The organism is Paenibacillus hunanensis (assembly GCF_034055775.1).
In the GTDB taxonomy this organism is placed as follows: domain Bacteria; phylum Bacillota; class Bacilli; order Paenibacillales; family Paenibacillaceae; genus Saccharibacillus; species Saccharibacillus hunanensis.
This window is the reverse complement of sequence record NZ_CP139194.1, coordinates 5,002,945-5,027,942: the sequence shown is the minus strand read 5'-3', so window position 1 is coordinate 5,027,942 and position 24,998 is coordinate 5,002,945. Positions and strand designations below refer to the sequence as shown.

Here is a 24,998-nt window from a genome sequence, read left to right as displayed (position 1 = left end):
TTCGCAAATAAGCAGATGAATGGGAACCCCTCTGCCATCATCACCAAACGTTCTTACCTACAGGTTAATCACCTGAAAACGGAATCCGAAACGAATCATCGCGATGTTAGCAGTTAGGATAAGCCCTCGACCGATTAATTGTTTAAATGGCTAATTAAGCTTCAATATGATGCAGGTTTGGCGCTTGAATACGCTCCAACCCATTCAAATACGGACGCAACGCTACCGGAATATAAATGCTTCCATCCTCCTGTTGATGATTTTCCAGTAAAGGAATTAGGATGCGTGGCGATGCGACAGCGGTGTTATTAAGCGTGTGACAGTAACGGAGCTTGCCATTCCCTGTACGATAGCGAATATTCGCACGGCGTGCTTGAAAGTCGTGAAGATTCGACGACGAATGGGTTTCGCCATATGCCTGACGACCAGGCATCCACGTCTCGATATCGTATTGCTTGTACGTTTTTTGCGACATATCGCCGATACAGACTGCTACAATCTGGTAGGGTAGCTCTAGCAATTGTAGGAGCTCCTCTGCATTGGCGGTAATCTCGTGATGAATCTGCTCCGATTGCTCTGGATCAGCTTCACATAAAATAACCTGCTCTACCTTGGCAAATTGGTGTACACGATATAGGCCGCGTACATCCTTACCTGCCGAGCCGACTTCACTACGGAAGCTTTGCGAAGCGGCTGCGAGCTTGATTGCTCCATGGCTTAGATCGACGACCTCATTTTGATAATACGAGACCAACGCGACCTCCGAGGTACCGGTTAGCCAGTGATCCTCGCCTTCGATTTTGAACGTCTGATCCATACCGAGTGGGAAGAAGCCTGTATTTTGCAGTGCTGCGCCTCTGACCATCATCGGAACTTCTAATGGCGTGTAGCCTTTACGGAGCAGCAGATCAAAGGCAAGCTGCTGCACAGCACGATGCAGCAATACACCCATTCCGGTCAAATAATATTGCCGGCTACCGCTGACCTTGACTCCCCTGGCAGCATCAAATAAGCCATGTAGCTCGCCCAGCTCTACATGATCTCGAATGGGAAAAGAAAATGCAGGCATGTCGCCATACTGCTTCAACACTATATTATCTGCGTCCGATTCGCCCTCCGGTGTATCTGGCGAGACCACATTAGGTACAAGATTCATCAATGTGTTGTACTGCTGCTGAAACTGCTCTGCTTGGGGCTCTAGCTGCTGTAATTGCTGATTAATATCTTTGACCTGCTGTCGTAGCTGTTCAGGATCGATAGGTTCAGGAATGCTTGTAAGCTGCTCCATCGAGCGAGCAGGAGTATGATCGGGAGTCGTAGGCTTCCCTTGCTCTGTAATCGTCGTTGGCGCTTGCTCAACAGCGTTTGGCGTGATAGCCGTCGTGTTGCTTGTCGGCTTTTTCATCGCTTTGCCGATCTGACGAGTCAATAGATTACGCTGCTGACGTAGCTGCTCGATCTGTTGCATAAGCCCATTACGTGCTTGATACGTCTGGGTAAGCTGTTCAATCGAGAGCGGAATGTGCTTTTTGATGGCGATCTCCTGTAAAAGGGTGGCATGTTGCTGGATGTACTGAATGTCTAACATCGTATTCGCTCCTTGGGCATCGGGCAGTGTCTGTGCTGCCGCTTATTTTGTAAAACACAAAGAGCGCTCCTCATCAACTTGGGACGAGGAGCGCTCTGCTCGCGGTGCCACCCAATTTAATCAGAGACACAGTCTCCGATCCACTCAGGTTCCGCGATAACGGGCGAATACCGTTTAACTTAGGGACATTACTGCAACCGATCATAACGCTACATAGCAGTAACTCCTTGACGAGAACGCCTCCGGGTTGGATTCCCTTCACAGGCGATTTGCCGAATATGGATTTTGTCACAGTGTACAGGATGAGAAGGGGAGCGTCAAGGTGTAAAAGGGATTTGGATTGATTTTCACCGCTGGAGATAGGTGTACGAACAGTGCGAGGAACACATCAGTATAGCTAGAACTACACTGATAGATAGACGATAAAGAATCGATTTGCGGGGGAATAAATAAACGTTTACAATGCTGATTATACACACTGGAGATGGCAACCAAACTCCTGTGAGCATCCGATAAAATGATTATACATTCTCTATAAAAATGCAGATATAGTTGCATACATAACCATGAACAAAGGAGTGATCCTGATGGCAAAAAAGAAACGCAAGATTCCCCAGCTGATTTACCAGTACGATGGCGTTCAAAATAGTCCTGGTTATATTTTCGTCGCTGTTAACGGAGGCGATATGGATACACCGTATCATAATCAGAACGAGTATATGCTTTTCATCTATAGTGAAGATTTTGAGTGTATATTGCCCATCGTCAAAGCTCAATTTCCACTCGTTGATCCCTCTACGGGAGAAACACATGATAGGTTTGATCCGTGCTGGGACAATCCGATCGAGGCAAAAATATGGCATATTATTTTAGCCGAGCTGGATCAATTGCCCGTACAGGATGAAGAGCAGCGGCAGTTTATTTTTCAATTTACAACATGGATTAGAACAAAGCTGGAGAATGCAGATATGATTATTATTGAAGGTACACTGTAATGGTGAGACATAAAATGTAAGCTGCGTTCTCAACATGGATGATGATGCATCGAAATACGGATCGTATGGAAATGAATGACTATGATATTAAAAGTAGATGGTTTGGGGATATATCAAATAGCGTAGTGTTAGAACTATTCATAGATATGCAGTATTGGCAAACCGGAATTTTATGGTATAATATTATAAAGTCAAAGAAAGTCAAAGTCAGCGAGCAAATCTATTCATTTACTGTGATGACAGGGAATTATGTTTTGCTACGCGAATTCATTTTCATTGCACCTCGTGTTTGAAAATCATCAACACTTGAAATGGATGTGATGATGCCTGGAAATGGCGACCTAAATGTCACAATAACTGTGTTATGCATTCGTTTCTGACCATGAATGATATGGTTAAGTGTTATTTATGTAGACTTTGATATTATCATTGACGAATTCATGTTTTAACTATACATGGAGGAGGATACGATGCGTAATATCTCCGACATTATCGAACAATATTTGAAACGCATGCTTCAGGAGGGCGAAGGCGCGCTGGAAATTCAGCGTAACGATCTGGCTGACCAGTTTTCCTGTGTACCGTCGCAGATCAATTATGTGATCAGTACGAGATTCACATTGGAAAAAGGCTATCTGGTGGAAAGTAAGCGTGGCGGTGGCGGGTATATCCGCATTCGTCGCATTGAGCTACCTGCACAATCGACGATTCACACGCATATCCACGAAAGTATCGGTCAGAGTATGAGTCAGAGTGCTGCGGAGGGGCTGATCTATCAGCTTCTGGAGGCACGGCTGATCTCAAAGCGTGAGTCTGAGCTGATGCGTGCGGTTGTATGTAGAGATGTCATTTCAATCAATCTTCCCTATAGAGATGAAGTCCGTGCAAGAATGATGAAAGCGATGCTGATCGCCTTGCTTGGCTCTTGATCACTCGGGAGAAGGGGGTTATTTGAATGATTTGTCAGGAATGCCAGCAGCGGCCGGCTACCCTGCATTTCACCAAAATCGTAAATGGCGAAAAGACTGAATTTCACATTTGCGAGCATTGTGCGCGTGAAAAGGGGGAGCTGATCCCGGGCACTTCCGGAGGCTTTTCCATCCATAATCTATTGTCTGGATTAATGGATTTTGATGCAGGGAACAAGGCGAAGGTCGCTGGAACGCCAGCGCAGCAGCTGCAATGTCCAGAATGCGGAATGACCTATGCGCAATTTCGTAAGCTGGGACGATTTGGCTGTAGCTCCTGTTACCAGACCTTTGATCGCCAGCTTGATCCGATGCTCAAGCGTGTACACGGTAGTACTGCCCATTCGGGTAAGCTGCCCGCACGTGCAGGTGAGCAGATCAAGGTGAGACGACAGGTTAACGAGCTGCGCCAGCAGATGCAGCAGCGTATTGCCGAAGAGGAATTTGAACAGGCAGCGCAGCTGAGAGATCAGATTCGCGAGCTGGACAAGCAAATTTCACAGGAGTTGTAAGGAGGAATGACGTATGCCGAATCTCCGTTTTACCGAAAAGCCTTTGAGCGAATGGATGCAAAAGGGCGGAGATTACTCGGATGTTGTAATCAGCAGCAGGGTACGTATTGCCCGCAATCTGGTGCATCAGCCATTCCCGATTATCGCTTCCACCGAGCAAGCCCAGCAGGTGCGCGAACGATTGACCGCTGCCTTGCAGGATGAAGGTGTGCAGGCGCAGGGACCATTTGAGCCGCTTGTGCTGGATGAGCTGGATGATGTCGATAAAGAAGTATTGATGGAGAAGCACCTGATCAGTCCGAACCTGATCAATGACTCACGCGCTGGAGCAGTATTACTGGCGGAAAATGAATCGGTGAGCATTATGATCAATGAGGAGGATCATCTGCGTATTCAGTGTCTGTATCCCGGCTTTCAGCTGGAGGAGGCATGGCAGCGCGCAACCGCGATTGATGATGCGTTTGAACGTGTAGTCGATTATGCCTTTGATGATCGGCGTGGATATTTGACAAGCTGCCCGACTAATCTCGGTACAGGGCTACGCGCTTCGGTTATGCTGCATTTACCAGCGCTTGCGATCATGAATCAGATTGGTCGTATTTTATCAGCGGTATCGCAGGTAGGTCTGGCGGTGCGCGGATTGTACGGTGAAGGCAGTGAAGCACTCGGGAATATTTTTCAAATCTCCAATCAGATCACACTGGGTCTGTCTGAACAAGAGATTATTGATAATCTGCGCAGTGTAGTCATGCAGATTATCGAATATGAACAGCATGCGCGCAGTCGGCTGCTGGACGAATCTCGTCTACGCATTACCGACCGTATTATGCGCTCGTATGGGATTTTGTCCTATGCGACTATGATGGATGCGAAGGAAGCCTTTCAACGTATATCTGATGTACGACTCGGTGTGGATCTCGGTCTGATTGACCGAGCATCAGCAGGTCAAATGAACGAATTGCTGATTATGACACAACCGGGTTTCCTTCAGAAAACGTTCGGTGTTAAAATGGGATCAGGAGAACGCGATAAGTACAGGGCGCAGATGATCCGCGATACACTAAGTGATGTACACGTAGCAGACTAAACCGTGGAGGTGCTTGAATATGATGTTTGGCAGATTTACGGAGCGGGCGCAAAAAGTCCTGGCCCTGGCACAGGAAGAAGCGGTTCGTCTCGGTCATAATAACATCGGTACAGAGCATATTTTGCTTGGATTAATTCGTGAGGGCGAAGGCATTGCTGCCAAAGCGCTGATTGGTCTTGGTCTTGGACTTGAAAAAATTCAGGACGAGGTAGAATCGCTGATTGGCCGTGGTCAAGAGCAGCCTACCAACATTGCTTATACTCCGCGTGCGAAAAAGGTCATCGAGCTTTCGATGGACGAAGCGCGTAAGCTTGGTCATACGTATGTGGGCACAGAGCATATACTGCTCGGTCTGATCCGCGAGGGTGAAGGCGTAGCAGCCCGTGTACTGAACAATCTGGGCATTAGCCTGAACAAAGCACGTCAGCAAGTGTTGCAGCTTTTGGGTAGCAATGAGGCTGTATCCAGTCATCATGGCACACCTGCTAACGTGAGCACGCCAACGCTGGATAGTCTGGCACGCGATCTGACAGCGATTGCTAAGGATAGCAACCTTGACCCGGTTATCGGACGTAGCAAAGAAATCGAGCGCGTCATTCAGGTTCTGAGCCGTCGTACGAAAAACAATCCGGTATTGATCGGTGAGCCGGGCGTTGGTAAAACTGCCATCGCCGAAGGTCTTGCACAAAAGATCATCAACAACGAAATTCCAGAAACGCTGCGTGACAAACGTGTCATGACGCTGGATATGGGTTCGGTTGTTGCCGGTACGAAATACCGCGGTGAGTTTGAAGACCGCCTCAAAAAAATCATGGACGAGATTCGCCAGGCTGGCAATATCGTACTGTTCATTGATGAGTTGCACACATTGATTGGCGCAGGTGGAGCGGAAGGTGCGATTGACGCATCTAACATTCTGAAGCCTGCACTGGCACGTGGTGAGCTGCAATGTATCGGTGCCACCACACTGGACGAATATCGCAAATATATCGAAAAAGACGCAGCGCTGGAGCGTCGTTTCCAACCAATCACGGTGGATCAGCCATCTCCAGAAGAAGCGATTCAGATTCTGATGGGACTGCGCGATCGTTACGAAGCCCATCACCGTGTGAAAATTACGGATGAAGCGATCGAGCAGGCAGTGAAGCTGTCGGATCGTTACATTACCGATCGTTTCCTGCCGGATAAAGCGATCGACCTGATTGACGAAGCGGGCTCCAAAGTAAGGCTGAACTCGTACACTGTACCGCCAAATCTCAAGCAGCTGGAAAGCCGTCTCGAAGATATCCGTAAGGAAAAAGACGCGGCTGTACAAAGCCAGGAGTTTGAAAAAGCGGCAGCACTACGTGATACGGAGCAAAAAATCCGTGAAGAGCTGGATACGACTCGTAATCAGTGGAAAGAAAAACAAGGTCGTACCGATTCCGAGGTAACACCTGAGGATATCGCGGATATCGTAGCTAACTGGACGGGGATCCCGGTAACGAAGCTGAAGGAAGAGGAAACCGATCGTTTGCTCAACATGGAAAGCTTGCTGCATGAGCGTGTCATCGGACAGGAAGAAGCAGTTGTTGCTGTCAGCCGTGCGATCCGTCGTGCGCGTGCAGGTCTGAAGGATCCGAAGCGTCCAATGGGCTCATTTATCTTCCTCGGTCCTACGGGTGTTGGTAAAACCGAGCTGGCTCGTGCGCTGGCAGAATCGATGTTCGGTGATGAAAATGCAATCATCCGTATCGATATGTCCGAGTACATGGAGAAGCACTCGACTTCCCGTCTCGTAGGTGCGCCTCCAGGATATGTAGGCTATGAAGAAGGCGGACAGCTGACAGAGAAAGTACGCCGTAAGCCATACTCGGTCGTTCTGCTGGATGAGATCGAGAAAGCTCACCCGGAAGTATTCAACATCCTGCTGCAAGTACTGGAAGACGGTCGTCTGACCGATTCCAAAGGTCGTGTTGTTGACTTCCGTAATACGCTGATCATTCTGACCTCCAACGTAGGTGCAGAAGCGATTCGCCGGAACACAACGCTCGGCTTCACGGCTACAATTGATTCCGGTGCAGAGTACAACAACATGAAAGGTAAAGTAACGGATGAGCTGAAACGTCACTTCCGTCCGGAGTTCCTGAACCGGATCGATGATGTGATCGTATTCCACTCGCTGGAAGAAAAGCATATCGCCGAGATCGTTACCCTCATGTCCGAAGAACTGCGCAAGCGTCTGCGTGAATACGCGGTTGACTTTACACTGACAGATACAGCCAAAGCATTCCTTGCGAAGGAAGGCTTCGATCCTGCCTATGGTGCACGTCCACTGCGTCGTGCAATCCAGAAGCATATCGAAGATCGTCTGTCCGAAGAGCTGTTGACTGGAAATGTCACCAAAGGTGATCACCTGATCATCAATGAGAAGGATGGCGCACTGACTGTAGAGAAGGCAGCGCCTTCCGAGCAGACAGATGAAGTATCTGCCAACCAGACGAAGTCCTAATCCATGGATTAGAATCACTTCGTTTTAACGAAAGCATCGTAAAAATAAAGGTTGGTTCCAAAGGCAAATCTGCCCGCGGAACCAACCTTTTTAATGTTATAATAGAATAGACTGCAAAATATTGTCTGCTATTGCCGGATAGTTTTCGGAATTAGCACTAAAATAAATGAAATGTTAACATCAAGTTAACGTATAAATAGAAAGGGACGTCCATGGCAAAAGTAAAAACAAAATTTTTCTGTACCGATTGTGGGTATGAATCACCGAAGTGGTATGGCAAATGCCCGGGTTGTCAGGCATGGAACACGATGATCGAGGAAAAGGAAACCACTGCGGTCAAAACGCAGGGGATGAACTCCAGTCTGTTCCAGACTCAAACAACGCAAAAAGCACAGGCGATTACCGAAGTAGAAGCAGGTCAGGAGCCGCGCATTCAAACCGGTATTCAAGAGCTAAATCGTGTGCTTGGCGGTGGTGTTGTACCCGGCTCGCTCGTGCTGGTCGGTGGCGATCCAGGGATCGGGAAATCCACACTGTTGCTGCAAACCTCTCATGCGCTCACACAGGCAGGCTTGCGTGTGCTATATATTTCAGGCGAGGAATCAGTTCGCCAAACGAAGCTGCGTGCCGAACGTTTGGGTGCATTGTCCAATGAGCTATTTGTACTTTGTGAAAGTAATATGGATCTGATCGAGGAAGCGATCGATAGCATCAATCCGGGCTTTCTCGTTATTGACTCGATCCAGACGGTATATCAGCCTGAGGTGACGAGTGCACCAGGTAGTGTGTCACAGGTGCGTGAATGTACGTCGCGCTTCATGCGTGTTGCCAAAATTCGTGGGATCGCTACGGTACTCGTAGGTCATGTAACCAAAGAGGGCGCGATTGCTGGTCCACGTATGCTGGAGCATATGGTCGACTGTGTGCTGTACTTTGAAGGAGAGCGTCATCATACGTACCGATTGCTACGTGCGGTCAAGAACCGTTTTGGCTCGACGAATGAAATGGGTATTTTCGAGATGCATGAAGAAGGCTTGACTGAGGTGTCGAATCCATCTGAGCTCTTCCTGTCGGAGCGTGCAATGGGAGCGGCAGGCTCGACGGTTATTGCCAGCATGGAAGGAACACGTCCGATGCTGGTGGAATTGCAGGCATTGGTTGCGGCAACGCATTTCCCATCACCACGGCGTATGGGGACAGGCATCGATAACAATCGCCTTGCGCTTATCATTGCGGTACTGGAGAAACGGATGGGCATGTTCCTGCAAAATCAGGATGCTTACTTGAACGTAGCTGGCGGTGTGCGATTGGATGAGCCGGCGGTCGATCTGGCAATTGCAGTCAGTCTCGCTTCCAGTTTCCGTGATGCACCGACCAAGCCAGATGATGTCGTATTTGGTGAGATCGGCTTGACTGGTGAAGTACGTGCTGTATCAAGAGCAGAGCAGCGTGTGAAGGAAGCTGCCAAGCTGGGCTTTAAACGGGTGATCATGCCGGAGAAGAGCATGAAGGGCTGGAAGCATCCGAAGGATATTCAATTAATAGGTGTAAATACGATAGCGGAAGCATTAAAGGCTGCGTTGGACTAGGGGGAACAGGGAATGAAGGAGCTCAGCCAAGCTGAGAAAATCAATCGTTTATTGAAAATGGTAGCGCCAGGCACTGCTTTTCGCGATGGACTGGAGAACGTGCTGCGCGCCAAAACGGGCGGACTGATCGTCGTCGGCTCCACCCCTCAGGTGATGGAGGTCGTAGATGGCGGCTTTTCGATCGATTGCGAGTTTTCGCCCAACTATTTGTATGAGCTGGCGAAGATGGATGGTGCGATTATTTTGAGTGATGATCTGAAACGGATTTTGTATGCCAATACACAGCTAATCCCAGATTCCTCGATCTCGTCGATCGAGACCGGGATTCGTCACCGTACAGCAGAGCGCGTTGCCAAGCAGACGGGCGAGCTGGTGATCTCCATTTCGCAGCGCCGTAACATTATTACACTGTATAAAGGGAATTTGCGTTATGCGCTCAAGGAAATCGGTGTTATTTTGACCAAAGCGAATCAGGCGATTCAGACGCTGGAGCGTTATCAGGTTGTACTGGGTCAGGCACTGACGAATCTGACCGCATCCGAGTTTGAGCAAATGGTAACGATTGCCGAGGTCGCAGGCGTGATCCAGCGCGTCGAGATGGTGTTGCGTATTCAGACGGAGATTGATCGTTATATTACCGAGCTGGGTGCGGAAGGTCGTCTGATCTCGATGCAGATGGAGGAGCTGATCGGTACGATCGAAGAAGAGTTCCGTCTGCTGCTCAAGGATTACGGACGCGATATTAGCGAGGAACGTTTGAATGAGATCATTAATGGATTGAAGCGAATTACCGATAATGAGCTTATGGATGCGAATCAGATTGTCAAAATGCTCGGCTATCCGATGGCGGCAGCGCAATCGGAGGAGATCGTACCGACACGCGGCTATCGTGTGCTGAACAAAATTCCACGATTGCCGAATGTGATCATTCATAATCTGGTTGAGCGCTTCGGTGCATTGCATCATGTGATCAACGCCACTATCGATGAATTAGACGAGGTAGACGGCATTGGCGAGGTTCGTGCACGTACTATTCGTTCCGGTCTGGAGCGGATTCAAGAGCAAGTATTTATTGACAGACAAATCTAAAAGCGTTAGAATCGTAAAGTTAATTGGTTAATATATCCATCTTTGAGGTGACAAAATGATAACGAAATCAATTCCAAACCTGTGTACGCTGTTTAACCTGGGACTTGGAATGTTGGCTATTTTACTGGCGCTCAATGAAAATTATAGTCTGGCGGCTATTATGGTCATTGTAGCGATGTTAATGGACGGTCTGGACGGACGTATGGCGCGTGCGCTGAATGCGCAAAGCGAATTTGGGAAAGAGCTGGACTCCCTGTCTGACCTGGTTTCCTTTGGTGTAGCACCGATTGTCATTATGTATGCTATGGTATTCAAAGACATTAACCCTGTTCTTGCGATTACTGCGTCATTGATTTTTCCGATGTGCGGAGCGATGCGTTTGGCCAGATTTAATGTCAAAGCTGGAGTACCGGGCTATTTTACCGGGTTGCCCATTCCGGCAGCTGGTGGCGTACTGGCAACGTTGTCGCTTTTCCATAATGAAGTATCTACACCCTATATGATTATCAGTACATTTATCGTATCGTATCTGATGGTCAGTCAGGTAAAATATCCGAATTTCAAAAAAGTCGGCATTCCGAAAAAAGCATTGTGGCTCGCACCGGTCGTGATCATCGCAGCGGTTGTGATTGCAATCATGTTCCCGGATCAAGTATCCAAGCTTATTTTCGTACCTCTTGCGGCTTATGCCCTTTACGGGTTCAAACAGAATATTCGCAAATTGATGCGCCGCCATCGGCAAACTCGTCAGGATGATGATAATCCATCCAAAGAGTCCCTTCGTTAAATCAAGCGAAGGCGGACGTATTAAAGCACACGATAAAAAGCATTTATTTCTCGACTTCACTTGGGGAATGAATGCTTTTTTTATTGGCAAAATGACAACAAAGGAGATAGACAGATGCTCGATCAACTCATTCAATGGAATATGGTGCTGTGGCAAGGGGAGGGGAGTCCGCTACGCACATTTTTTGAAATTGCGCTTATTTTAATGGCTGCACTGCTACTGTCGCTGATCATTCGGCGATTACTGGTCATCTTGGAAAAGCGCCGCTTGCAGGTGCTGGCGATGCCGATCGATAAAGTTGTTTCTGCTTCCTGTGGGCTGCTGCTCGGACTGGTACTCGGCTGGCTAGGGGCTTCGATTGTTGGTTGGTGGGAGCCTATGTATGAGATCGTGCGTACATTTCTCATGCTCACGCTCGGGTATCTCGGTATGCGCACCGGTTATGAGCGTGCAGGCGAGCTATTATTTCGAAAATCAAAGATAGCTGTAACAGAGCAGGCTGATCATGATACGCCACAGCCAGAGATAAAGCAAGTACCCGTGGAGGCGGTAGAGGAAGCTTTGCCCGCTACGATGCCTATGATTAGTGTGATCGATGCGAATATTGCGATTGATGGACGAATTGAAGGTGTGATCGAATGCGGCTTTATGAATGGAATAGTGATCGTGCCGGATTTTATTGTGCAGGAGCTGCAATGGATCGCCGATTCCTCAGATACGCTACGTCGTCAGCGTGGCAAAAAGGGACTGGATACGCTCACTCGTTTACATACGTTACCTGGCATTGAGCTAGAGGTGGCAACGACGCATTATTCGGAGACACTTAGCGCAGATGAGCGCTTAGTACAGTTGGCAGCAGCACGTAAAGCTGTTCTGGTGACCCATGATCGCAATTTGGAGCAGATTGCCGGACTGCATGGGATTCAGGTGCTGTCGATCAATCGTCTGGCAGCCCTGCTAAAGCCGCAGCTGCTTGCTGGAGAGCTATTACAGGTACAGGTGACAAGAGCAGGAAAGGAAGCAGGACAGGGCATCGCACATCTGGAGGATGGTACGATGATCGTGATCGAGCAAGGACGCGAGTATGTGGGACGTGAGGTAGACATCGTGATCACCAGTGTACTACAGACCGCTAACGGTAAAATGATCTTCGCCCGTCCGCATGATCCACAGAGTGAACAGTAACTGCAAGCGAAACGGCGACAGAGCCTTAAAACCACCAGCAAATCAACGAGTGGATAGCGCTGGATGCGGTGTCTACTCCTATTCGCTGTTGTGCTGTAGGTGCAGACGGGTATATTATTAAGGAATGGAATTCACACGCTTTATCGCTAAGGATGGGGATTATGGCACAAAAAGCCGGAATCATCGTGGTCGCAGCCGGTAAAGGCTCGCGTATGGGCACGGTGGAAAGCAAGCAGTATCTTAGACTCCAAAACAAGCCGATCATTATACATACACTGGAAGTGTTTGAACGTTCAGAGCTTGTAGACGAGATCGTTGTCGTCACAGGAGCGGATGATCTGGAACGCTGTAAGGACTGGATCAAGGAATATGGATTGCTCAAGGTGACAGAGGTTGTCGCTGGCGGCTATGATCGTCAGGAGTCCGTGTACCATGGACTTCAGCAGCTACAATCCGACTGGGTGATGGTGCATGATGGTGTGCGTCCGTTTGTCACGGATCAGCAGCTTCATCACTGCCTGGAAGCCGCACAGCAGGTAGGTGCTTCCGTGCTGGCTGTACCGGTTAAGGATACGATCAAGCAAGTAGATCGTAATCTGCACATCGCGGATACGCCTGACCGCAGTACATTATGGGCCATTCAGACACCTCAGACCTTTCGCTATACCGATCTGCTTGCTGCACACCAGCAGGCAGAGGCAACCGGATTTCGTGGCACGGATGATGCGATGCTGGTTGAACGTTTGGGTACACCGATTACAGTCGTTGAGGGCAGCTATACGAATATTAAGCTGACCACACCCGACGATCTGGATTACGCTGCATATTTACTTGCTCGCAAGGGAGAGAATAGATGATGATTCGTGTAGGACAGGGATTTGATGTGCATCAGCTGGTCGAGGGCCGCCCGTGTATTATTGGCGGAGTGACCATTCCATATGAAAAAGGATTGCTTGGCCATTCCGATGCCGATGTGTTGCTGCATACGATTGCAGATGCGGCACTTGGCGCACTTGGACTAGGTGATATCGGCAAGCATTTTCCAGATACCGACCCGGCATTCAAGGATGCGGACAGCGTGAAGCTGCTTCAGCATGTATGGGGTCTGATTCGAGAGCGTGGCTATCGTCTTGGCAATGTGGACGCTACAATTATCGCGCAAAAGCCGAAGATGGCACCGTATATTCCACAAATGGTGGAAGTGATCGCTTCTATACTGGAAGCGGAAGAAGCAGATCAGGTGAATGTAAAAGCAACTACAACCGAGTGGCTTGGCTTTACTGGACGTGGTGAGGGCATTGCAGCACAGGCAGTGATTTGTCTGGTGAAAGACGTCTAAATTGGAGTACAGCAGGTAACCATTTTGTTGAATCAGGAGGAACTAATTATGTCTAATGAAATTCGTGTACGTTATGCACCGAGTCCAACCGGACACCTGCATATCGGCAATGCGCGTACCGCATTGTTTAACTATCTATTTGCCCGCAGTCAGGGTGGTAAATTCATCATTCGTATCGAGGATACAGACGTAAAACGTAATGTGGAGGGCGGCGAGGAAAATCAGCTGTCCTATCTGAAATGGCTCGGTATCGAGTGGGATGAGAGTATTGACGTAGGTGGCGAATATGGCCCTTATCGCCAAACCGAGCGTCTGGACATCTATCGTCAATACTGGCAAGATCTGCTTGATCGTGGACTGGCTTACAAATGCTATTGCACAGAGGCAGAGCTGGAGCAGGAGCGCGAAGAGCAGATCGCTCGCGGCGAAACTCCTCGTTACTCTGGTAAGCACCGTGATCTGACTCCAGAGCAATGTGCCGCCTATGAAGCAGAAGGTCGCGTACCAAGCATACGTTTCCGTGTACCGGAGAACAAAACGTATACCTTTAACGATATCGTCAAAGGCGAGATTTCGTTTACGACGGAAGATACCGGTGACTTCGTTATTGTGAAAAAGGACGGCATCCCAACGTACAACTTTGCGGTTGCACTGGATGACCACCTGATGAAGATTTCCCATGTACTGCGTGGGGAAGACCATGTATCCAATACACCGCGTCAGCTGATGATCTATGAAGCGCTCGGCTGGGAGCCGCCGCAATTCGGTCATATGACGCTGATCGTCAACGAAAACCACAAAAAGCTGAGCAAGCGCGATGAATCGATCATTCAATTTATCGAGCAATATGATCAGCTGGGCTACCTGCCAGAAGCATTGTTCAACTTTATCGTGCTGCTGGGCTGGTCACCAGAAGGAGAAGAAGAGATTTTCTCCCGTGAAGAGCTGATCAACATCTTTGATGCGAAGCGTCTGTCCCGTAGCCCGGCTGTATTCGATACGAACAAGCTGGCTCACCTGAACAACACGTATATCAAAAAAGCCGATACGGATCGTATCGCAGCGATGGCGATTCCGCATCTGCAAAAAGCAGGTCGTCTGCCAGCGGAGCTGAGCGAAGAGCAGCAAGCATGGGCACATGATCTGGTCGCTCTCTATCAGGAGCAAATGGTATCGGCATCCGATATCGTTGATCTGTCCGCGATGTTCTTCCGCTCGCATCTGGAGCTGGATACCGAAGCACAGCAACTGCTCGGTGAAGAGCATGTGAAGACCGTTCTGCAAGCTTTGCTGGATAAAATCAAAGCTTCGGATGAGTTCAGTCCAACCGTTGCAGCAACGCTGATCAAGGAAGTGCAAAAGGAAACAGGCTACAAGGGCAAACAGCTATTTATGCCGATCCGCGTTGCACTGACAGGCGAAATGCATGGACGCGACCTGAACCATACGATCTACCTGCTCGGTCGTGACCGCGTCATTGCCCGTCTGGAAGCACAGATCAAAGGCGCTTAACGAAAAGTATATTGTTTATTAGCGTATAGTCCGTTATAATGATCACCTGAACAGTGATTCATTTTTTCTATACGTTTAACTCGATAACAAGTCGTTTTAACCCGCATATATAATGGCAATGATCAGGAAAAGTACATCTGTGTATGAAGTCTCAGAGAGGATGACTCTGCTGTATAACAGCGGATAGCTGCGAATCATCTACTTCATCCAGTTGGAAAATGCACCTGTGAGCTGCGGAGCCGAACCTTCCCGTCCGCTTTCACCCATTTTGAGTGAAAGCGGATGGCGAACAAGTAGGCTCTGCCGTCTGGTCCTTCGTTACGGACTGTACAAGTTGGGCAAAGGCTGTCATCCATAGCGGTGCAGTCAGGCGAGCAGAATTCGCCAGTTTGTCCAAGCAGAGTGGAACCGCGTAAACCGACGCCTCTGCAGCCATTACTGGCTGCGGGGGCGTTTTTTAATGAGCGCAAGCAAAGAGAGGTAATCCAATGCTGACCAATTTGAAATCCGATGTCCGCGCTGTGTTCGATAATGATCCGGCCGCGCGGGGCTGGTTTGAAGTCATCTTTACCTATTCAGGGTTGCATGCAATCTGGGCGCACCGGCTTGCTCACTGGTTTTACAACAAACAATTTTTTACGATTGCACGTGTGATTTCGCAGATGAGCCGTTTTATGACGGGTATCGAGATTCACCCCGGTGCTACGATCGGCAGACGGCTGTTTATCGATCATGGGATGGGTGTAGTCATCGGAGAAACCTGCGAGATTGGCGACGATGTGGTGATCTATCAGGGGGTCACACTGGGCGGTACAGGTAAAGAGAAAGGAAAGCGTCACCCAACGATTGGCAATAACGTCGTTGTTGGATCCGGCGCGAAGATTCTTGGTTCCTTTTCTGTCGGCTCGAATTCCAATATTGGCTCCAATTCAGTCGTGCTGCGCGAGGTACCACCTAACAGTACAGTAGTCGGTATTCCCGGCAAAATTGTCATTCAGGATGGGAAGCGTGCCGATCGCCTCAGTCACCAGATGCCCGATCCGGTGGCATCCCGACTGGCTGAGCTGCAAGCCGAGATTGATCGACTCAAGCAGGAGCTGGAGCAACAGCAACGCCAGCTTGATCATCGCATGATGAGCGGGCGCGAGCATAATCGTCATTCCTGCTGAGTCGAAGCGGTTTCGCTTGATTCACATCTGAGCTCGCACTCTACGATGTAGCAGGTATAGCACGAAGCATAGCAGCATAATCTAGCCGAATCCGAGTGATTCGACGTTGAACAGAGAGAGGGATAAACGTATGGCATTGCAAATTTACAATACAATGAGCCGCAAAAAAGAAGATTTCGTCAGCCAGGTGCCAGGCGAAGTGAAAATGTACGTTTGCGGACCCACCGTTTACGATTACATTCATATCGGTAATGCACGTCCGATGATCTTCTTTGATGTAGTGCGTAGCTATCTGGAAAATCAAAAATATAAAGTCGACTATGCAGTAAACTTTACCGATGTGGATGATAAGCTGATCCGCAAGGCGGAGGAGCTGAATACGACGGTTATCGAAGTGGCTGAGCGTTTTATCGAGGCTTATTTTGCTGATCTGGAAGGACTCGGTATTCGCCGTGCGACGATGCATCCGCGTGTAACGGAAAATATGGATGTTATTCTTGATTTCATCAGCGCTTTGATTGATAAAGGTGTTGCTTATGCGAAGGAAGGCGATGTGTACTTCCGTACGCGCAAATTCGCTGACTATGGCAAGCTGTCTCATCAGAAGCTGGATGAGCTGCAATTTGGTATCCGCATCGAGGTGGATAAGCGTAAAGAGAATCCAGAGGACTTCGTGCTATGGAAAGCAGCGAAGCCTGGTGAGATTTTCTGGGAAAGTCCTTGGGGCAATGGTCGCCCAGGCTGGCACATCGAGTGCTCAGCGATGGTGCGTCATTATCTTGGTGACACGCTGGATATTCACGGTGGTGGTCAGGATCTACAATTCCCACACCATGAGTGCGAATGCGCTCAATCCGAATCGGTAACTGGCAAGCCGTTGTCCAACTACTGGATGCATAACGGCTTTATCCGTATCGATGATGAGAAAATGTCCAAGTCACTTGGTAACGGTATTCTTGTTAAAGACCTGCGTGCGGCACATAAGCCAGCAGCGATTCGTTATCTGATGCTGTCTACCCATTATCGTAACCCACTCAATTACACAGACGATACGATGACACAGGCGGAAAATAGCATCGAGCGTATTGCTAATGCAGTCGGCAATGTGAAGCACCGTCTATCGGCTTCAGACACTTCCTCTCCTGTAGATACAGAGCTGGAAGTACGCCTGCAAGCGATTCGTGCGCTGTTCCATGAGAAAATGCAAGATGACTTCAATACACCGGATGCGATTACAGCTGTATTCGAGTGGGTCAACGAAGCCAATCAGCTGCTGCAACGTGAAGTCGTGCAAAAAGCATCGCTTGAAGCGCTACTGTCTCTGTTCGATGAGATGAACGAAGTGCTGCGTCTATACTGGGAAGATGAGCAGCTGCTCGACGAGGACGTAGAGAAGCTAATCGCTGAACGTGTTGAAGCGCGTAGCAACAAAAACTGGGCACGCTCGGATGAAATTCGTGATCAATTGTCCGCACAGGGCATTTTGCTTGAAGATACACCACAGGGTATGAGATGGCGCCGCAAATGAACGGAGGGGGCAACTTATGACATCTTCCGATCAGGAACAACCACGCTTATGGTTCCCTTTTGAGCTATCTCGCCCACTGGATCAGATGCCGCCGCTCGCACTCGCGTATATCGGTGATGCGATTCATGAGGTAGCAATTCGTCAGTATCTCATATCCGGTAAAAATCTGCGCCCGAATCACCTGCATCGTCTGTCGACCAGCTTTGTGTCGGCAGGCGCGCAGGCTAAAATGCTACAGCATCTGGAGCCGCAGCTTACCGATGAAGAAGCAAGCATCGTTAGACAGGGACGTAACGCCAAGTCGGGTACCGTTCCCAAAAATGCCAGCGTACTCGATTATCGCTATGCGACCGCATGGGAGTGTCTGCTTGGTTACTTGTACTATAAAGGCAATCAGTCACGTATTTTGGAGCTGATTACCGCAGGAATACAGCATCTGGAGCAGCCGTCTAAGCCTTGAGCAGGTGCGGCTGCTTCCATTTTCAATATACGGTTATCGTTCCAGTCAGAATAGACTGAAAAGTAAAGGATTGTGCACTCGCTAGCAAAGCGGGTAATGAATGAACAGTAGACATGGGATCTACAATACAGGAGGAACACATATGGAAGAGGAATATATCGCCGGTAAGCACTCCGTTACGGAAGCGCTACGTGCTGGAAGAAGTATCAATAAAATTTGGATTGCCGATGGTGCGCAAAAGAATCTTGTGCAGCCTGTCGTAACAGAAGCACGCGAAAAAGGCATCGTGATCCAGTATGTAGACAAGCGTAAGCTGGATAGCTTTGTACCGGGTGTACAGCATCAGGGCATTATCGCCCAGGCGGCACCGTATGCATATGCCGAAGTGGAGGATATTCTGGCAGCAGCGGAAGCGAAGGGCGAAGCGCCATTTATTTTGCTGCTGGATGAGATTGAAGATCCACACAATCTGGGCTCGATTTTGCGTACAGCGGATTGCACGGGTGTACATGGCGTCGTGATTCCAAGGCGTCGTTCTGCATCCATCACAGCAACCGTATCGAAAACGTCTGCGGGTGCTGTTGAATATGTACCTGTTGCGCGTGTAACGAATCTCGGTCAGACGATCGATCGCCTGAAAGAACAAGGTGTATGGGTTGTCGGTACAGATGTGAACACAGACAGTAATCTATACCAGGCAGACGTATTCACCGGCCCGGTAGCGATTGTCATCGGTAATGAAGGTAAAGGCATGGGCAGACTCATTCGCGAGAAATGCGATGTGCTGGTTAAGTTGCCGATGCAAGGTCAGATCAATTCCCTGAATGCTTCTGTAGCGGCTGGCGTAATCATGTACGAAGTGCTACGCCGCCGACAGTCGCTAGGTTAGAGACTATGGCTGATCTCCGTGATGTGCTGCTGGTAGATGGCTACAATATGATCGGAGCCTGGCCCGAACTCGCCAAGCTGTCGGAGATTAATCTACAGGAGGCACGCGACCGCCTGCTAGAACGATTGGCAAATTACCAGGCGTTTTCTGGACGTCGGGTTATTGCCGTATTCGATGCCTATCGAGTACCCGGACTGGGCAAGGTATATGAGCAGGGCAAGGTCGAGCTGTATTTTACGAAGGAAAAAGAAACGGCAGATGAAGCGATTGAGCGCTTTGTTGGACAATTGCGGCATCGGCGCAGAGAGATTTATGTAGCGACCAGTGATATGACTGAGCAGCACGTCATTTTCGGTCAGGGTGCACTGCGTGTATCTGCACGTGAGCTACTGGTTGAGGTGCAGATTAGCGAAAAGCAAATTCAAGAGCGTCTGCGTGAGCAGAAGCTGGATAGCAATCGCAATACACTGGATGGGAAGCTTAATGCTCATCAACGAATCATGTTTGAAAAATGGCGCAGGGGAGAGTAGGCTGTTAGCAATATGACAGCTTATCTACGAACCCCTGTTCTTGTTTAGGGTGATACGAACAGATATGTGTGCAATCCCGTGTTAAATGGCGTAAATTCGGTTGACGATGTGAGGTTACATAATATATACTGATGCTATATTTTATAGGGTAACGGAGACCTTGCGTTGCAACCGGAGGGATTGTTTGTGAGTGTCGACCTCAAAGATATCATGGTATCACCATATGATTACCAGAGTGATGAAGATCTTGTAGAAGCCGTCCGCCATGGCGATTCCGAAGCGCTGGAATACTTGATTACCAAGTATAAAAACTTCGTGCGCGCAAAAGCCCGGTCTTATTTCCTTATCGGTGCCGATCGCGAGGATATCGTGCAGGAAGGTATGATTGGCCTGTACAAATCAATTCGCGATTTTAAAAACGATAAGCTGTCTTCGTTTAAAGTGTTTGCCGAGCTGTGCATCACTCGCCAGATTATTACGGCGATCAAAACAGCAACCCGGCAAAAGCACATTCCACTCAATTCGTATGTGTCGCTGGATAAGCCGATCTATGACGAAGATTCCGACCGTACCTTGCTCGATGTGATCTGTGGCTCACCGATGTCTGATCCAGAGGAACTGGTGATCAACAAGGAAGAGTTTACCGGCCTTGAGGATAAAATGTCCGAGATTCTTAGCGATCTAGAGCGTAAAGTTCTGATGCTGTATCTGGATGGACGCTCCTACCAGGAAATCGCGGTGGATCTGTGCCGTCATGTGAAGTCGATCGATAATGCGCTACAGCGTGTTAAACGCAAGCTGGAGCGATATTTGGAAGTAAGGGACGACAACTGAACTCCGAAGTGAAAGCAACCAAGTGAAGACTCTGTCATAGAGTCTTTTTTATTTTGCCGATGCCACTATAAGATACGGCCGTTTGCGCCGGAAATGACCATGTTACAAAACGGAAAATTTTTGTAAAACAAACGCTAATATTCGTTGACAGTGTAAGGGTGCTATGCTAAAGTGTTTTAGGTAGGCCAAAAATCGCCTGTTTTTAAGTGTGCCAATCTTTAAAGCTTTGAAGAATGGCGTGCCTGAGAACTTGCGTAACCACCCTGACCACATGGGGATGAAGAGCAAAACAGACTCTTGGGTCTGGATGCGGTCTTCGTTTAACCAGATCGTCTTTTGGAGGTGTAATCGTGGCACGAAGCTTCAAGTCTGTGTTTTCCTTTTTCTCCGAAAGCTGGGCTGAACTTAAAAAGGTTCGCTGGCCTAATCGTAAAGAGCTGACCAACTACACGCTTATCGTTATTGGTACGATTCTGTTTGTCGGCATTTATTTTTGGGTTTTGGACATCGGCATTTCCGCTGTGATCGAAGCGATAATTTAAGAAGGGTTCCAGGTGGCTTGATATGGAAAAAAGATGGTACGTCGTTCATACCTATTCCGGGTATGAAAACAAGGTCAAGGCCAATTTGGAAAAACGCGTTGAGTCGATGGGCATGGAAGACAAGATTTTCCGAGTTCTTGTTCCTATGGAAGAAGAGCTGGTAAACAAGGACGGTAAGAAAAAGACCGTTATGCGTAAAGTTTACCCAGGTTATGTGCTTGTTGAAATGATCCAGACTGACGACTCCTGGTATGTAGTACGCAATACGCCTGGCGTAACCGGCTTTGTCGGTTCAACAGGTTCAGGCTCCAAGCCGACTGCGCTGCTGCCAGAAGAAGTAGAACAAATTCTCAAACATATGGGTATGGTTGAGCCGAAGGAGAACATCGACTTCGAGGTCAAGGAATCCGTACGCATCAAAGTTGGACCGTTTGCGAACTTTGTTGGCTCCGTGGAAGAAATTTTGGTAGACAAGAGCAAGCTCAGAGTGCATGTTAACATGTTCGGACGGGAAACCCCGCTTGAGCTGGATTACACTCAAGTGGAAAAGATATAAGCAGGTTTCTAGGATGACACAGGGGATTGATACAGAGCAATCTGTAGCGATTCTGACCGGTGTTTCCGGTTTAACCGCAGGTTGTGTAGCTTAGGCTCGCAACGGCGGCGTTTTACGTGGGAGGGCAGCGATGTCCGTCTACCACTATTCGCAAGGAGGTGTTTTACATGGCTAAAAAGGTAATCAAAATGGTAAAACTGCAAATCCCAGCTGGTAAAGCGAATCCGGCTCCTCCAGTAGGTCCGGCTTTGGGTCAAGCAGGTGTCAACATCATGGCATTCTGTAAAGAGTTCAACGCTCGTACAGCAGATCAAGCAGGTTTGATCATTCCGGTTGAGATCACTGTGTTTGAAGATCGTTCTTTCACTTTCATCACAAAAACTCCACCGGCTGCAGTTCTTCTGAAAGTTGCTGCTAAGATCGAAAAAGGATCTGGCGAACCGAACAAGAAGAAAGTTGCAGTTGTTAAACGTTCCGCAGTTCGTGAAATTGCTGAACAAAAAATGCCTGACCTGAATGCAGCGTCCGTTGAGACTGCAATGCTGATGGTTGAAGGTACAGCACGTAGCATGGGTATCACAATCGAAGACTAAGATTAGTCTTTACTGCTTTCGTAAGAATGCAGTCTGTGCGGAATCATCTAGTTCCGCATATGTGGGAGGAATATCCGCTAATACCACAAAGGAGGAATAATAAATGGCTAAACATGGTAAAAAGTATCTGGAAGCTGTTAAGCTGATTGACAGCGAAGCTAGTTACGAGCCAGCCGAGGCAGTTGCCCTGGTTAAAAAGGCAGCTACTGCAAAATTCGACGAAACTGTTGAAGCAGCAGTACGTCTGGGTGTTGACCCTCGTAAACAAGATCAGGCTGTTCGTGGCGTAGTTGTACTGCCACACGGTACTGGTAAAACTCAACGTGTTCTCGTATTCGCAAAAGGCGAAAAAGCAAAAGAAGCGGAAGCTGCTGGTGCTGACTTCGTTGGCGATCAGGACATGATCAACAAAATTCAACAAGGATGGTTCGACTTCGATGTCTGCGTAGCTACGCCGGACATGATGAGTGAAGTTGGTAAACTGGGCCGTCTGCTTGGTGGTAAAGGTCTGATGCCTAACCCTAAAGCAGGTACAGTTACATTCGATGTTTCCAAAGCTGTTCAAGAAATCAAAGCTGGTAAAATCGAATACCGTCTGGACAAAGCAGGACAAATTCACGCGCCAATCGGTAAAGTATCCTTCACTGAAGAGCAACTGAACGAGAACCTTAAGGCTCTTATCGAAGCTCTGAACCGCGCTAAACCGGCTGCGGCAAAAGGTGTTTACCTGAAAAACATTGCGGTATCTTCCACAATGGGACCAAGCGCTCGCGTAAACGCTGCGAACTACAGATAATTTAGTGTTGACATCTGTCAACACATTTGATAATCTGTAAAAGTTGTGATGATGCACGAACTTGTTCTTGCAATTACACTTGAATATGTTTAACCGTAGACAGTAGGTGCCGCTTGCGGCTTAATTTCCTACCGAGGTGTTCTGATAGAATAAAGGATACCAGGTTTACTGCTCCGGCAGTCTCCCTGGTATTCCAACTTATCAAGCCTTCGTGATTCTACGGGGGCTTTTTTAATGCCCGTAGAACTTTTTGGTTGCTCCTTCGGAATGATCAAAAGGCCAAAAAACAATCAGGAGGTGTCCAAACTTGGCAAACGCAAAAGTTATCCAATCCAAACAGGAAGCGGTAGAAGTAGTTGCAGCTAAGCTGCGCGAGAGCGTATCTACAGTTGTTGCTGACTATCGTGGTCTGAACGTTGCTCAAGTTACAGAATTGCGCAAACAACTGCGTGAAGCTGGCGTTGAGTTCCAGGTATTGAAAAATACACTGGTTCGCCGCGCAACTGAGTCTGCTGAATTGACTGAACTGAACGAAGTGCTGGTAGGTCCTACCGCAATCGCGTTTAGCAAAGACGATGCAGTAATCGCAGCTAAAATTCTGAACGATTTTGCTAAAACCAACGATGCTCTCGAACTGAAGGGCGGCGTTGTAGAAGGTCGCGTAGTAAGCGCGGACGAAATCAAAGCGCTGGCAGCTCTGCCATCCCGCGAAGGTTTGCTGTCCATGCTGCTTAGCGTACTTCAAGCTCCAGTTCGTAACTTCGCACTGGCAGTTAAAGCAGTATCCGAGAAAGAAGAGCAAAGCGCGTAAGCACCTTGTTCATCTGCCTCACGCCCATGTGGCGTAAAGCCGGCTAATAGCCAAACAAAAAATACAACCAATATGGAGGGTTTATAAATGAGTCAGGAACAAATCCTTGAAGCAATCAAAGGCATGACTGTACTGGAACTTAATGATCTGGTAAAAGCAATCGAAGAAGAATTCGGCGTAACTGCAGCAGCTCCAGTAGCAGCAGCAGCAACAGGTGGCGCAGCAGAAGCTGAGCAAACTGAATTCGACGTAGTACTGGCTTCCGCTGGTGCTTCCAAAATCAACGTAATCAAAGCAGTTCGCGAAGTAACTGGTCTGGGTCTGAAAGAAGCAAAAGAACTGGTTGACAACGCTCCTAAAGCAATCAAAGAAGGTATTGCTAAAGAAGAAGCTGAATCCATCAAAGCAAAATTGGAAGAAGCTGGCGCATCTGTAGAATTGAAATAAGAGACTCTCTTGTTTCTTACAAACCCCTTGAATTCGTTCAAGGGGTTTGTTTTATAAAGAGGTTTTGAAGAAAGGGTGAGGGAATGATATGGGAGATCATTATTATTCCAGTCAGCCAGGAGCTGCACATGAACGTCGCAAGCTAGAAACCGAGCTGCGTGGACGTCCATTTACATTTATTAGTGATGCCGGTGTCTTTTCCAAGACTGGAATTGATTATGGTAGCCGAGTTTTGATCGAAGCACTCGATATTCCGCAAGATGCACGTGTGCTTGATGTAGGCTGTGGCTACGGTCCAATGGGCTTGTCTGCTGCTGTGCTTGCACCACAGGGACGGGTAACGATGGTTGACGTGAACGAACGAGCCGTTGAGCTAGCACGGGAAAATGCAAAGCTAAATGACATTCATAACGTTGATATCCGAGTGAGCGATCTATTCGAGGCTGTACAAGGGGAAACCTTTACCGTGGTCATCACTAATCCACCGATTCGAGCGGGCAAGGAAACCGTGCATACGATTTTCGAGCAAGCCGCGGCGCATTTGGAGCCAGGCGGTTCGCTATGGATTGTAATTCAGAAGAAACAGGGTGCGCCTTCAGCGAAAGCAAAGCTGGAGCAGCTATTTGATGAGGTAGAGGAAGTCACTAAGGACAAGGGCTACCGCATTTTCAAAGCAACCAAATGAAAAAAGCCGCCTACCG

The 24,998-nt window shown here is 48.4% G+C and carries 26 protein-coding genes and 2 other annotated features; of the genes, 25 read left to right on the top strand and 1 reads right to left on the bottom strand.

The features are described from left to right. Positions 1-154: 154 nt before the first annotated feature. Positions 155-1,588, bottom strand: coding sequence for a serine--tRNA ligase (gene serS, locus SK066_RS20505; protein WP_320542802.1), 1,434 nt, complete (start codon positions 1,586-1,588; stop codon positions 155-157). Positions 1,589-2,175: 587 nt separating this feature from the next. On the opposite strand from serS, the gene SK066_RS20500 reads away from it, so the two are divergent. The 25 genes from SK066_RS20500 (at position 2,176) to SK066_RS20380 (ending at position 24,982) form a co-directional block, all read left to right on the top strand. Next, complete coding sequence (locus SK066_RS20500; protein ID WP_320542801.1) at positions 2,176-2,583, top strand: hypothetical protein; 408 nt, start codon at positions 2,176-2,178, stop codon at positions 2,581-2,583. 470 nt (positions 2,584-3,053) lie between these two features. Continuing rightward, complete coding sequence (locus SK066_RS20495) at positions 3,054-3,512, top strand: CtsR family transcriptional regulator (RefSeq protein WP_250345602.1); 459 nt, start codon at positions 3,054-3,056, stop codon at positions 3,510-3,512. A gap of 26 nt (positions 3,513-3,538) precedes the next feature. After that, positions 3,539-4,063, top strand: coding sequence for a protein-arginine kinase activator protein McsA (locus tag SK066_RS20490; protein ID WP_320542800.1), 525 nt, complete (start codon positions 3,539-3,541; stop codon positions 4,061-4,063). Positions 4,064-4,076: 13 nt separating this feature from the next. Next, entirely contained in the window at positions 4,077-5,150 is a 1,074-nt protein-coding gene (locus tag SK066_RS20485; protein ID WP_250345601.1) for a protein arginine kinase, read from the top strand. Positions 5,151-5,169: 19 nt separating this feature from the next. Further along, a complete protein-coding gene (gene clpC, locus SK066_RS20480; protein WP_188777965.1) occupies positions 5,170-7,641 on the top strand; it encodes an ATP-dependent protease ATP-binding subunit ClpC in 2,472 nt (823 codons plus the stop codon). A gap of 212 nt (positions 7,642-7,853) precedes the next feature. Further along, positions 7,854-9,230 carry a DNA repair protein RadA gene (radA, locus tag SK066_RS20475; RefSeq protein WP_320542799.1) on the top strand — a complete coding sequence of 459 codons (1,377 nt, stop codon included), beginning with the start codon at positions 7,854-7,856 and terminating at the stop codon, positions 9,228-9,230. A 12-nt stretch (positions 9,231-9,242) separates the two neighbouring features. Then, complete coding sequence (disA, locus tag SK066_RS20470) at positions 9,243-10,319, top strand: DNA integrity scanning diadenylate cyclase DisA (RefSeq protein ID WP_188777961.1); 1,077 nt, start codon at positions 9,243-9,245, stop codon at positions 10,317-10,319. 55 nt (positions 10,320-10,374) lie between these two features. Next, entirely contained in the window at positions 10,375-11,106 is a 732-nt protein-coding gene (gene pssA / locus SK066_RS20465; RefSeq protein WP_320542798.1) for a CDP-diacylglycerol--serine O-phosphatidyltransferase, read from the top strand. Between the two features lie 114 nt (positions 11,107-11,220). Then, entirely contained in the window at positions 11,221-12,291 is a 1,071-nt protein-coding gene (locus SK066_RS20460) for a PIN/TRAM domain-containing protein (RefSeq protein WP_320542797.1), read from the top strand. Between the two features lie 161 nt (positions 12,292-12,452). After that, positions 12,453-13,148 (top strand): 2-C-methyl-D-erythritol 4-phosphate cytidylyltransferase, encoded by a 696-nt coding sequence (gene ispD / locus SK066_RS20455; RefSeq protein ID WP_320542796.1) that lies wholly within the window; start codon positions 12,453-12,455, stop codon positions 13,146-13,148. Further along, complete coding sequence (ispF, locus tag SK066_RS20450; RefSeq protein ID WP_320544930.1) at positions 13,148-13,630, top strand: 2-C-methyl-D-erythritol 2,4-cyclodiphosphate synthase; 483 nt, start codon at positions 13,148-13,150, stop codon at positions 13,628-13,630. The genes ispD and ispF overlap by 1 nt, the downstream gene beginning before the upstream one ends. Positions 13,631-13,678: 48 nt before the next feature. Further along, positions 13,679-15,142, top strand: coding sequence for a glutamate--tRNA ligase (gene gltX / locus SK066_RS20445; RefSeq protein WP_188777951.1), 1,464 nt, complete (start codon positions 13,679-13,681; stop codon positions 15,140-15,142). Between the two features lie 109 nt (positions 15,143-15,251). Then, positions 15,252-15,573: a binding site (T-box leader), on the top strand. 57 nt (positions 15,574-15,630) lie between these two features. Further along, complete coding sequence (gene cysE / locus SK066_RS20440; protein ID WP_188777948.1) at positions 15,631-16,311, top strand: serine O-acetyltransferase; 681 nt, start codon at positions 15,631-15,633, stop codon at positions 16,309-16,311. A 130-nt stretch (positions 16,312-16,441) separates the two neighbouring features. Further along, positions 16,442-17,839 carry a cysteine--tRNA ligase gene (gene cysS / locus SK066_RS20435; protein WP_320542795.1) on the top strand — a complete coding sequence of 466 codons (1,398 nt, stop codon included), beginning with the start codon at positions 16,442-16,444 and terminating at the stop codon, positions 17,837-17,839. A 16-nt stretch (positions 17,840-17,855) separates the two neighbouring features. Then, positions 17,856-18,299, top strand: a complete 444-nt coding sequence (locus SK066_RS20430) for a Mini-ribonuclease 3 (RefSeq protein WP_188777944.1) — start codon at positions 17,856-17,858, stop codon at positions 18,297-18,299. A 142-nt stretch (positions 18,300-18,441) separates the two neighbouring features. Next, a complete protein-coding gene (rlmB, locus tag SK066_RS20425; RefSeq protein WP_320542794.1) occupies positions 18,442-19,188 on the top strand; it encodes a 23S rRNA (guanosine(2251)-2'-O)-methyltransferase RlmB in 747 nt (248 codons plus the stop codon). A gap of 5 nt (positions 19,189-19,193) precedes the next feature. Next, positions 19,194-19,718: an NYN domain-containing protein gene (locus SK066_RS20420; protein ID WP_188777940.1), complete on the top strand. Its 525-nt coding sequence runs from the start codon at positions 19,194-19,196 to the stop codon at positions 19,716-19,718. 186 nt (positions 19,719-19,904) lie between these two features. Beyond that, entirely contained in the window at positions 19,905-20,552 is a 648-nt protein-coding gene (gene sigH / locus SK066_RS20415) for an RNA polymerase sporulation sigma factor SigH (RefSeq protein ID WP_188777938.1), read from the top strand. A 350-nt stretch (positions 20,553-20,902) separates the two neighbouring features. After that, positions 20,903-21,094, top strand: a complete 192-nt coding sequence (secE, locus tag SK066_RS20410; RefSeq protein ID WP_188777936.1) for a preprotein translocase subunit SecE — start codon at positions 20,903-20,905, stop codon at positions 21,092-21,094. Positions 21,095-21,116: 22 nt separating this feature from the next. Further along, the gene (nusG, locus tag SK066_RS20405; protein WP_188777934.1) at positions 21,117-21,650 is read left to right on the top strand and encodes a transcription termination/antitermination protein NusG; all 534 of its coding nucleotides are present in this window, start codon (positions 21,117-21,119) and stop codon (positions 21,648-21,650) included. Positions 21,651-21,817: 167 nt separating this feature from the next. Then, on the top strand, positions 21,818-22,243 hold the full coding sequence (gene rplK / locus SK066_RS20400) for a 50S ribosomal protein L11 (protein ID WP_188777932.1): 426 nt from the start codon (positions 21,818-21,820) through the stop codon (positions 22,241-22,243). A 103-nt stretch (positions 22,244-22,346) separates the two neighbouring features. Beyond that, on the top strand, positions 22,347-23,039 hold the full coding sequence (gene rplA, locus SK066_RS20395; protein WP_188777930.1) for a 50S ribosomal protein L1: 693 nt from the start codon (positions 22,347-22,349) through the stop codon (positions 23,037-23,039). A 75-nt stretch (positions 23,040-23,114) separates the two neighbouring features. After that, positions 23,115-23,281: a sequence feature (ribosomal protein L10 leader region), on the top strand. A 65-nt stretch (positions 23,282-23,346) separates the two neighbouring features. Beyond that, positions 23,347-23,850 carry a 50S ribosomal protein L10 gene (gene rplJ, locus SK066_RS20390; protein WP_188777928.1) on the top strand — a complete coding sequence of 168 codons (504 nt, stop codon included), beginning with the start codon at positions 23,347-23,349 and terminating at the stop codon, positions 23,848-23,850. Between the two features lie 87 nt (positions 23,851-23,937). Beyond that, positions 23,938-24,297 carry a 50S ribosomal protein L7/L12 gene (rplL, locus tag SK066_RS20385; RefSeq protein ID WP_188777926.1) on the top strand — a complete coding sequence of 120 codons (360 nt, stop codon included), beginning with the start codon at positions 23,938-23,940 and terminating at the stop codon, positions 24,295-24,297. Between the two features lie 88 nt (positions 24,298-24,385). Continuing rightward, entirely contained in the window at positions 24,386-24,982 is a 597-nt protein-coding gene (locus tag SK066_RS20380; RefSeq protein ID WP_250345598.1) for a class I SAM-dependent methyltransferase, read from the top strand. Positions 24,983-24,998: the final 16 nt, after the last annotated feature.

Coding starts and splice junctions, on each gene's coding strand:
- SK066_RS20420 (WP_188777940.1), top strand. CDS start 19,194: ATGGCTGATCTCCGTGATGTGCTGCTGGTAGATGGCTACAATATGATC.
- gltX (WP_188777951.1), top strand. CDS start 13,679: ATGTCTAATGAAATTCGTGTACGTTATGCACCGAGTCCAACCGGACAC.
- SK066_RS20430 (WP_188777944.1), top strand. CDS start 17,856: ATGACATCTTCCGATCAGGAACAACCACGCTTATGGTTCCCTTTTGAG.
- SK066_RS20380 (WP_250345598.1), top strand. CDS start 24,386: ATGGGAGATCATTATTATTCCAGTCAGCCAGGAGCTGCACATGAACGT.
- ispD (WP_320542796.1), top strand. CDS start 12,453: ATGGCACAAAAAGCCGGAATCATCGTGGTCGCAGCCGGTAAAGGCTCG.
- SK066_RS20500 (WP_320542801.1), top strand. CDS start 2,176: ATGGCAAAAAAGAAACGCAAGATTCCCCAGCTGATTTACCAGTACGAT.
- pssA (WP_320542798.1), top strand. CDS start 10,375: ATGATAACGAAATCAATTCCAAACCTGTGTACGCTGTTTAACCTGGGA.
- rlmB (WP_320542794.1), top strand. CDS start 18,442: ATGGAAGAGGAATATATCGCCGGTAAGCACTCCGTTACGGAAGCGCTA.
- SK066_RS20490 (WP_320542800.1), top strand. CDS start 3,539: ATGATTTGTCAGGAATGCCAGCAGCGGCCGGCTACCCTGCATTTCACC.
- serS (WP_320542802.1), bottom strand. CDS start 1,588: ATGTTAGACATTCAGTACATCCAGCAACATGCCACCCTTTTACAGGAG.
- ispF (WP_320544930.1), top strand. CDS start 13,148: ATGATTCGTGTAGGACAGGGATTTGATGTGCATCAGCTGGTCGAGGGC.
- nusG (WP_188777934.1), top strand. CDS start 21,117: ATGGAAAAAAGATGGTACGTCGTTCATACCTATTCCGGGTATGAAAAC.
- radA (WP_320542799.1), top strand. CDS start 7,854: ATGGCAAAAGTAAAAACAAAATTTTTCTGTACCGATTGTGGGTATGAA.
- cysS (WP_320542795.1), top strand. CDS start 16,442: ATGGCATTGCAAATTTACAATACAATGAGCCGCAAAAAAGAAGATTTC.
- cysE (WP_188777948.1), top strand. CDS start 15,631: ATGCTGACCAATTTGAAATCCGATGTCCGCGCTGTGTTCGATAATGAT.
- SK066_RS20460 (WP_320542797.1), top strand. CDS start 11,221: ATGCTCGATCAACTCATTCAATGGAATATGGTGCTGTGGCAAGGGGAG.
- rplK (WP_188777932.1), top strand. CDS start 21,818: ATGGCTAAAAAGGTAATCAAAATGGTAAAACTGCAAATCCCAGCTGGT.
- rplL (WP_188777926.1), top strand. CDS start 23,938: ATGAGTCAGGAACAAATCCTTGAAGCAATCAAAGGCATGACTGTACTG.
- rplA (WP_188777930.1), top strand. CDS start 22,347: ATGGCTAAACATGGTAAAAAGTATCTGGAAGCTGTTAAGCTGATTGAC.
- clpC (WP_188777965.1), top strand. CDS start 5,170: ATGATGTTTGGCAGATTTACGGAGCGGGCGCAAAAAGTCCTGGCCCTG.
- disA (WP_188777961.1), top strand. CDS start 9,243: ATGAAGGAGCTCAGCCAAGCTGAGAAAATCAATCGTTTATTGAAAATG.
- SK066_RS20485 (WP_250345601.1), top strand. CDS start 4,077: ATGCCGAATCTCCGTTTTACCGAAAAGCCTTTGAGCGAATGGATGCAA.
- SK066_RS20495 (WP_250345602.1), top strand. CDS start 3,054: ATGCGTAATATCTCCGACATTATCGAACAATATTTGAAACGCATGCTT.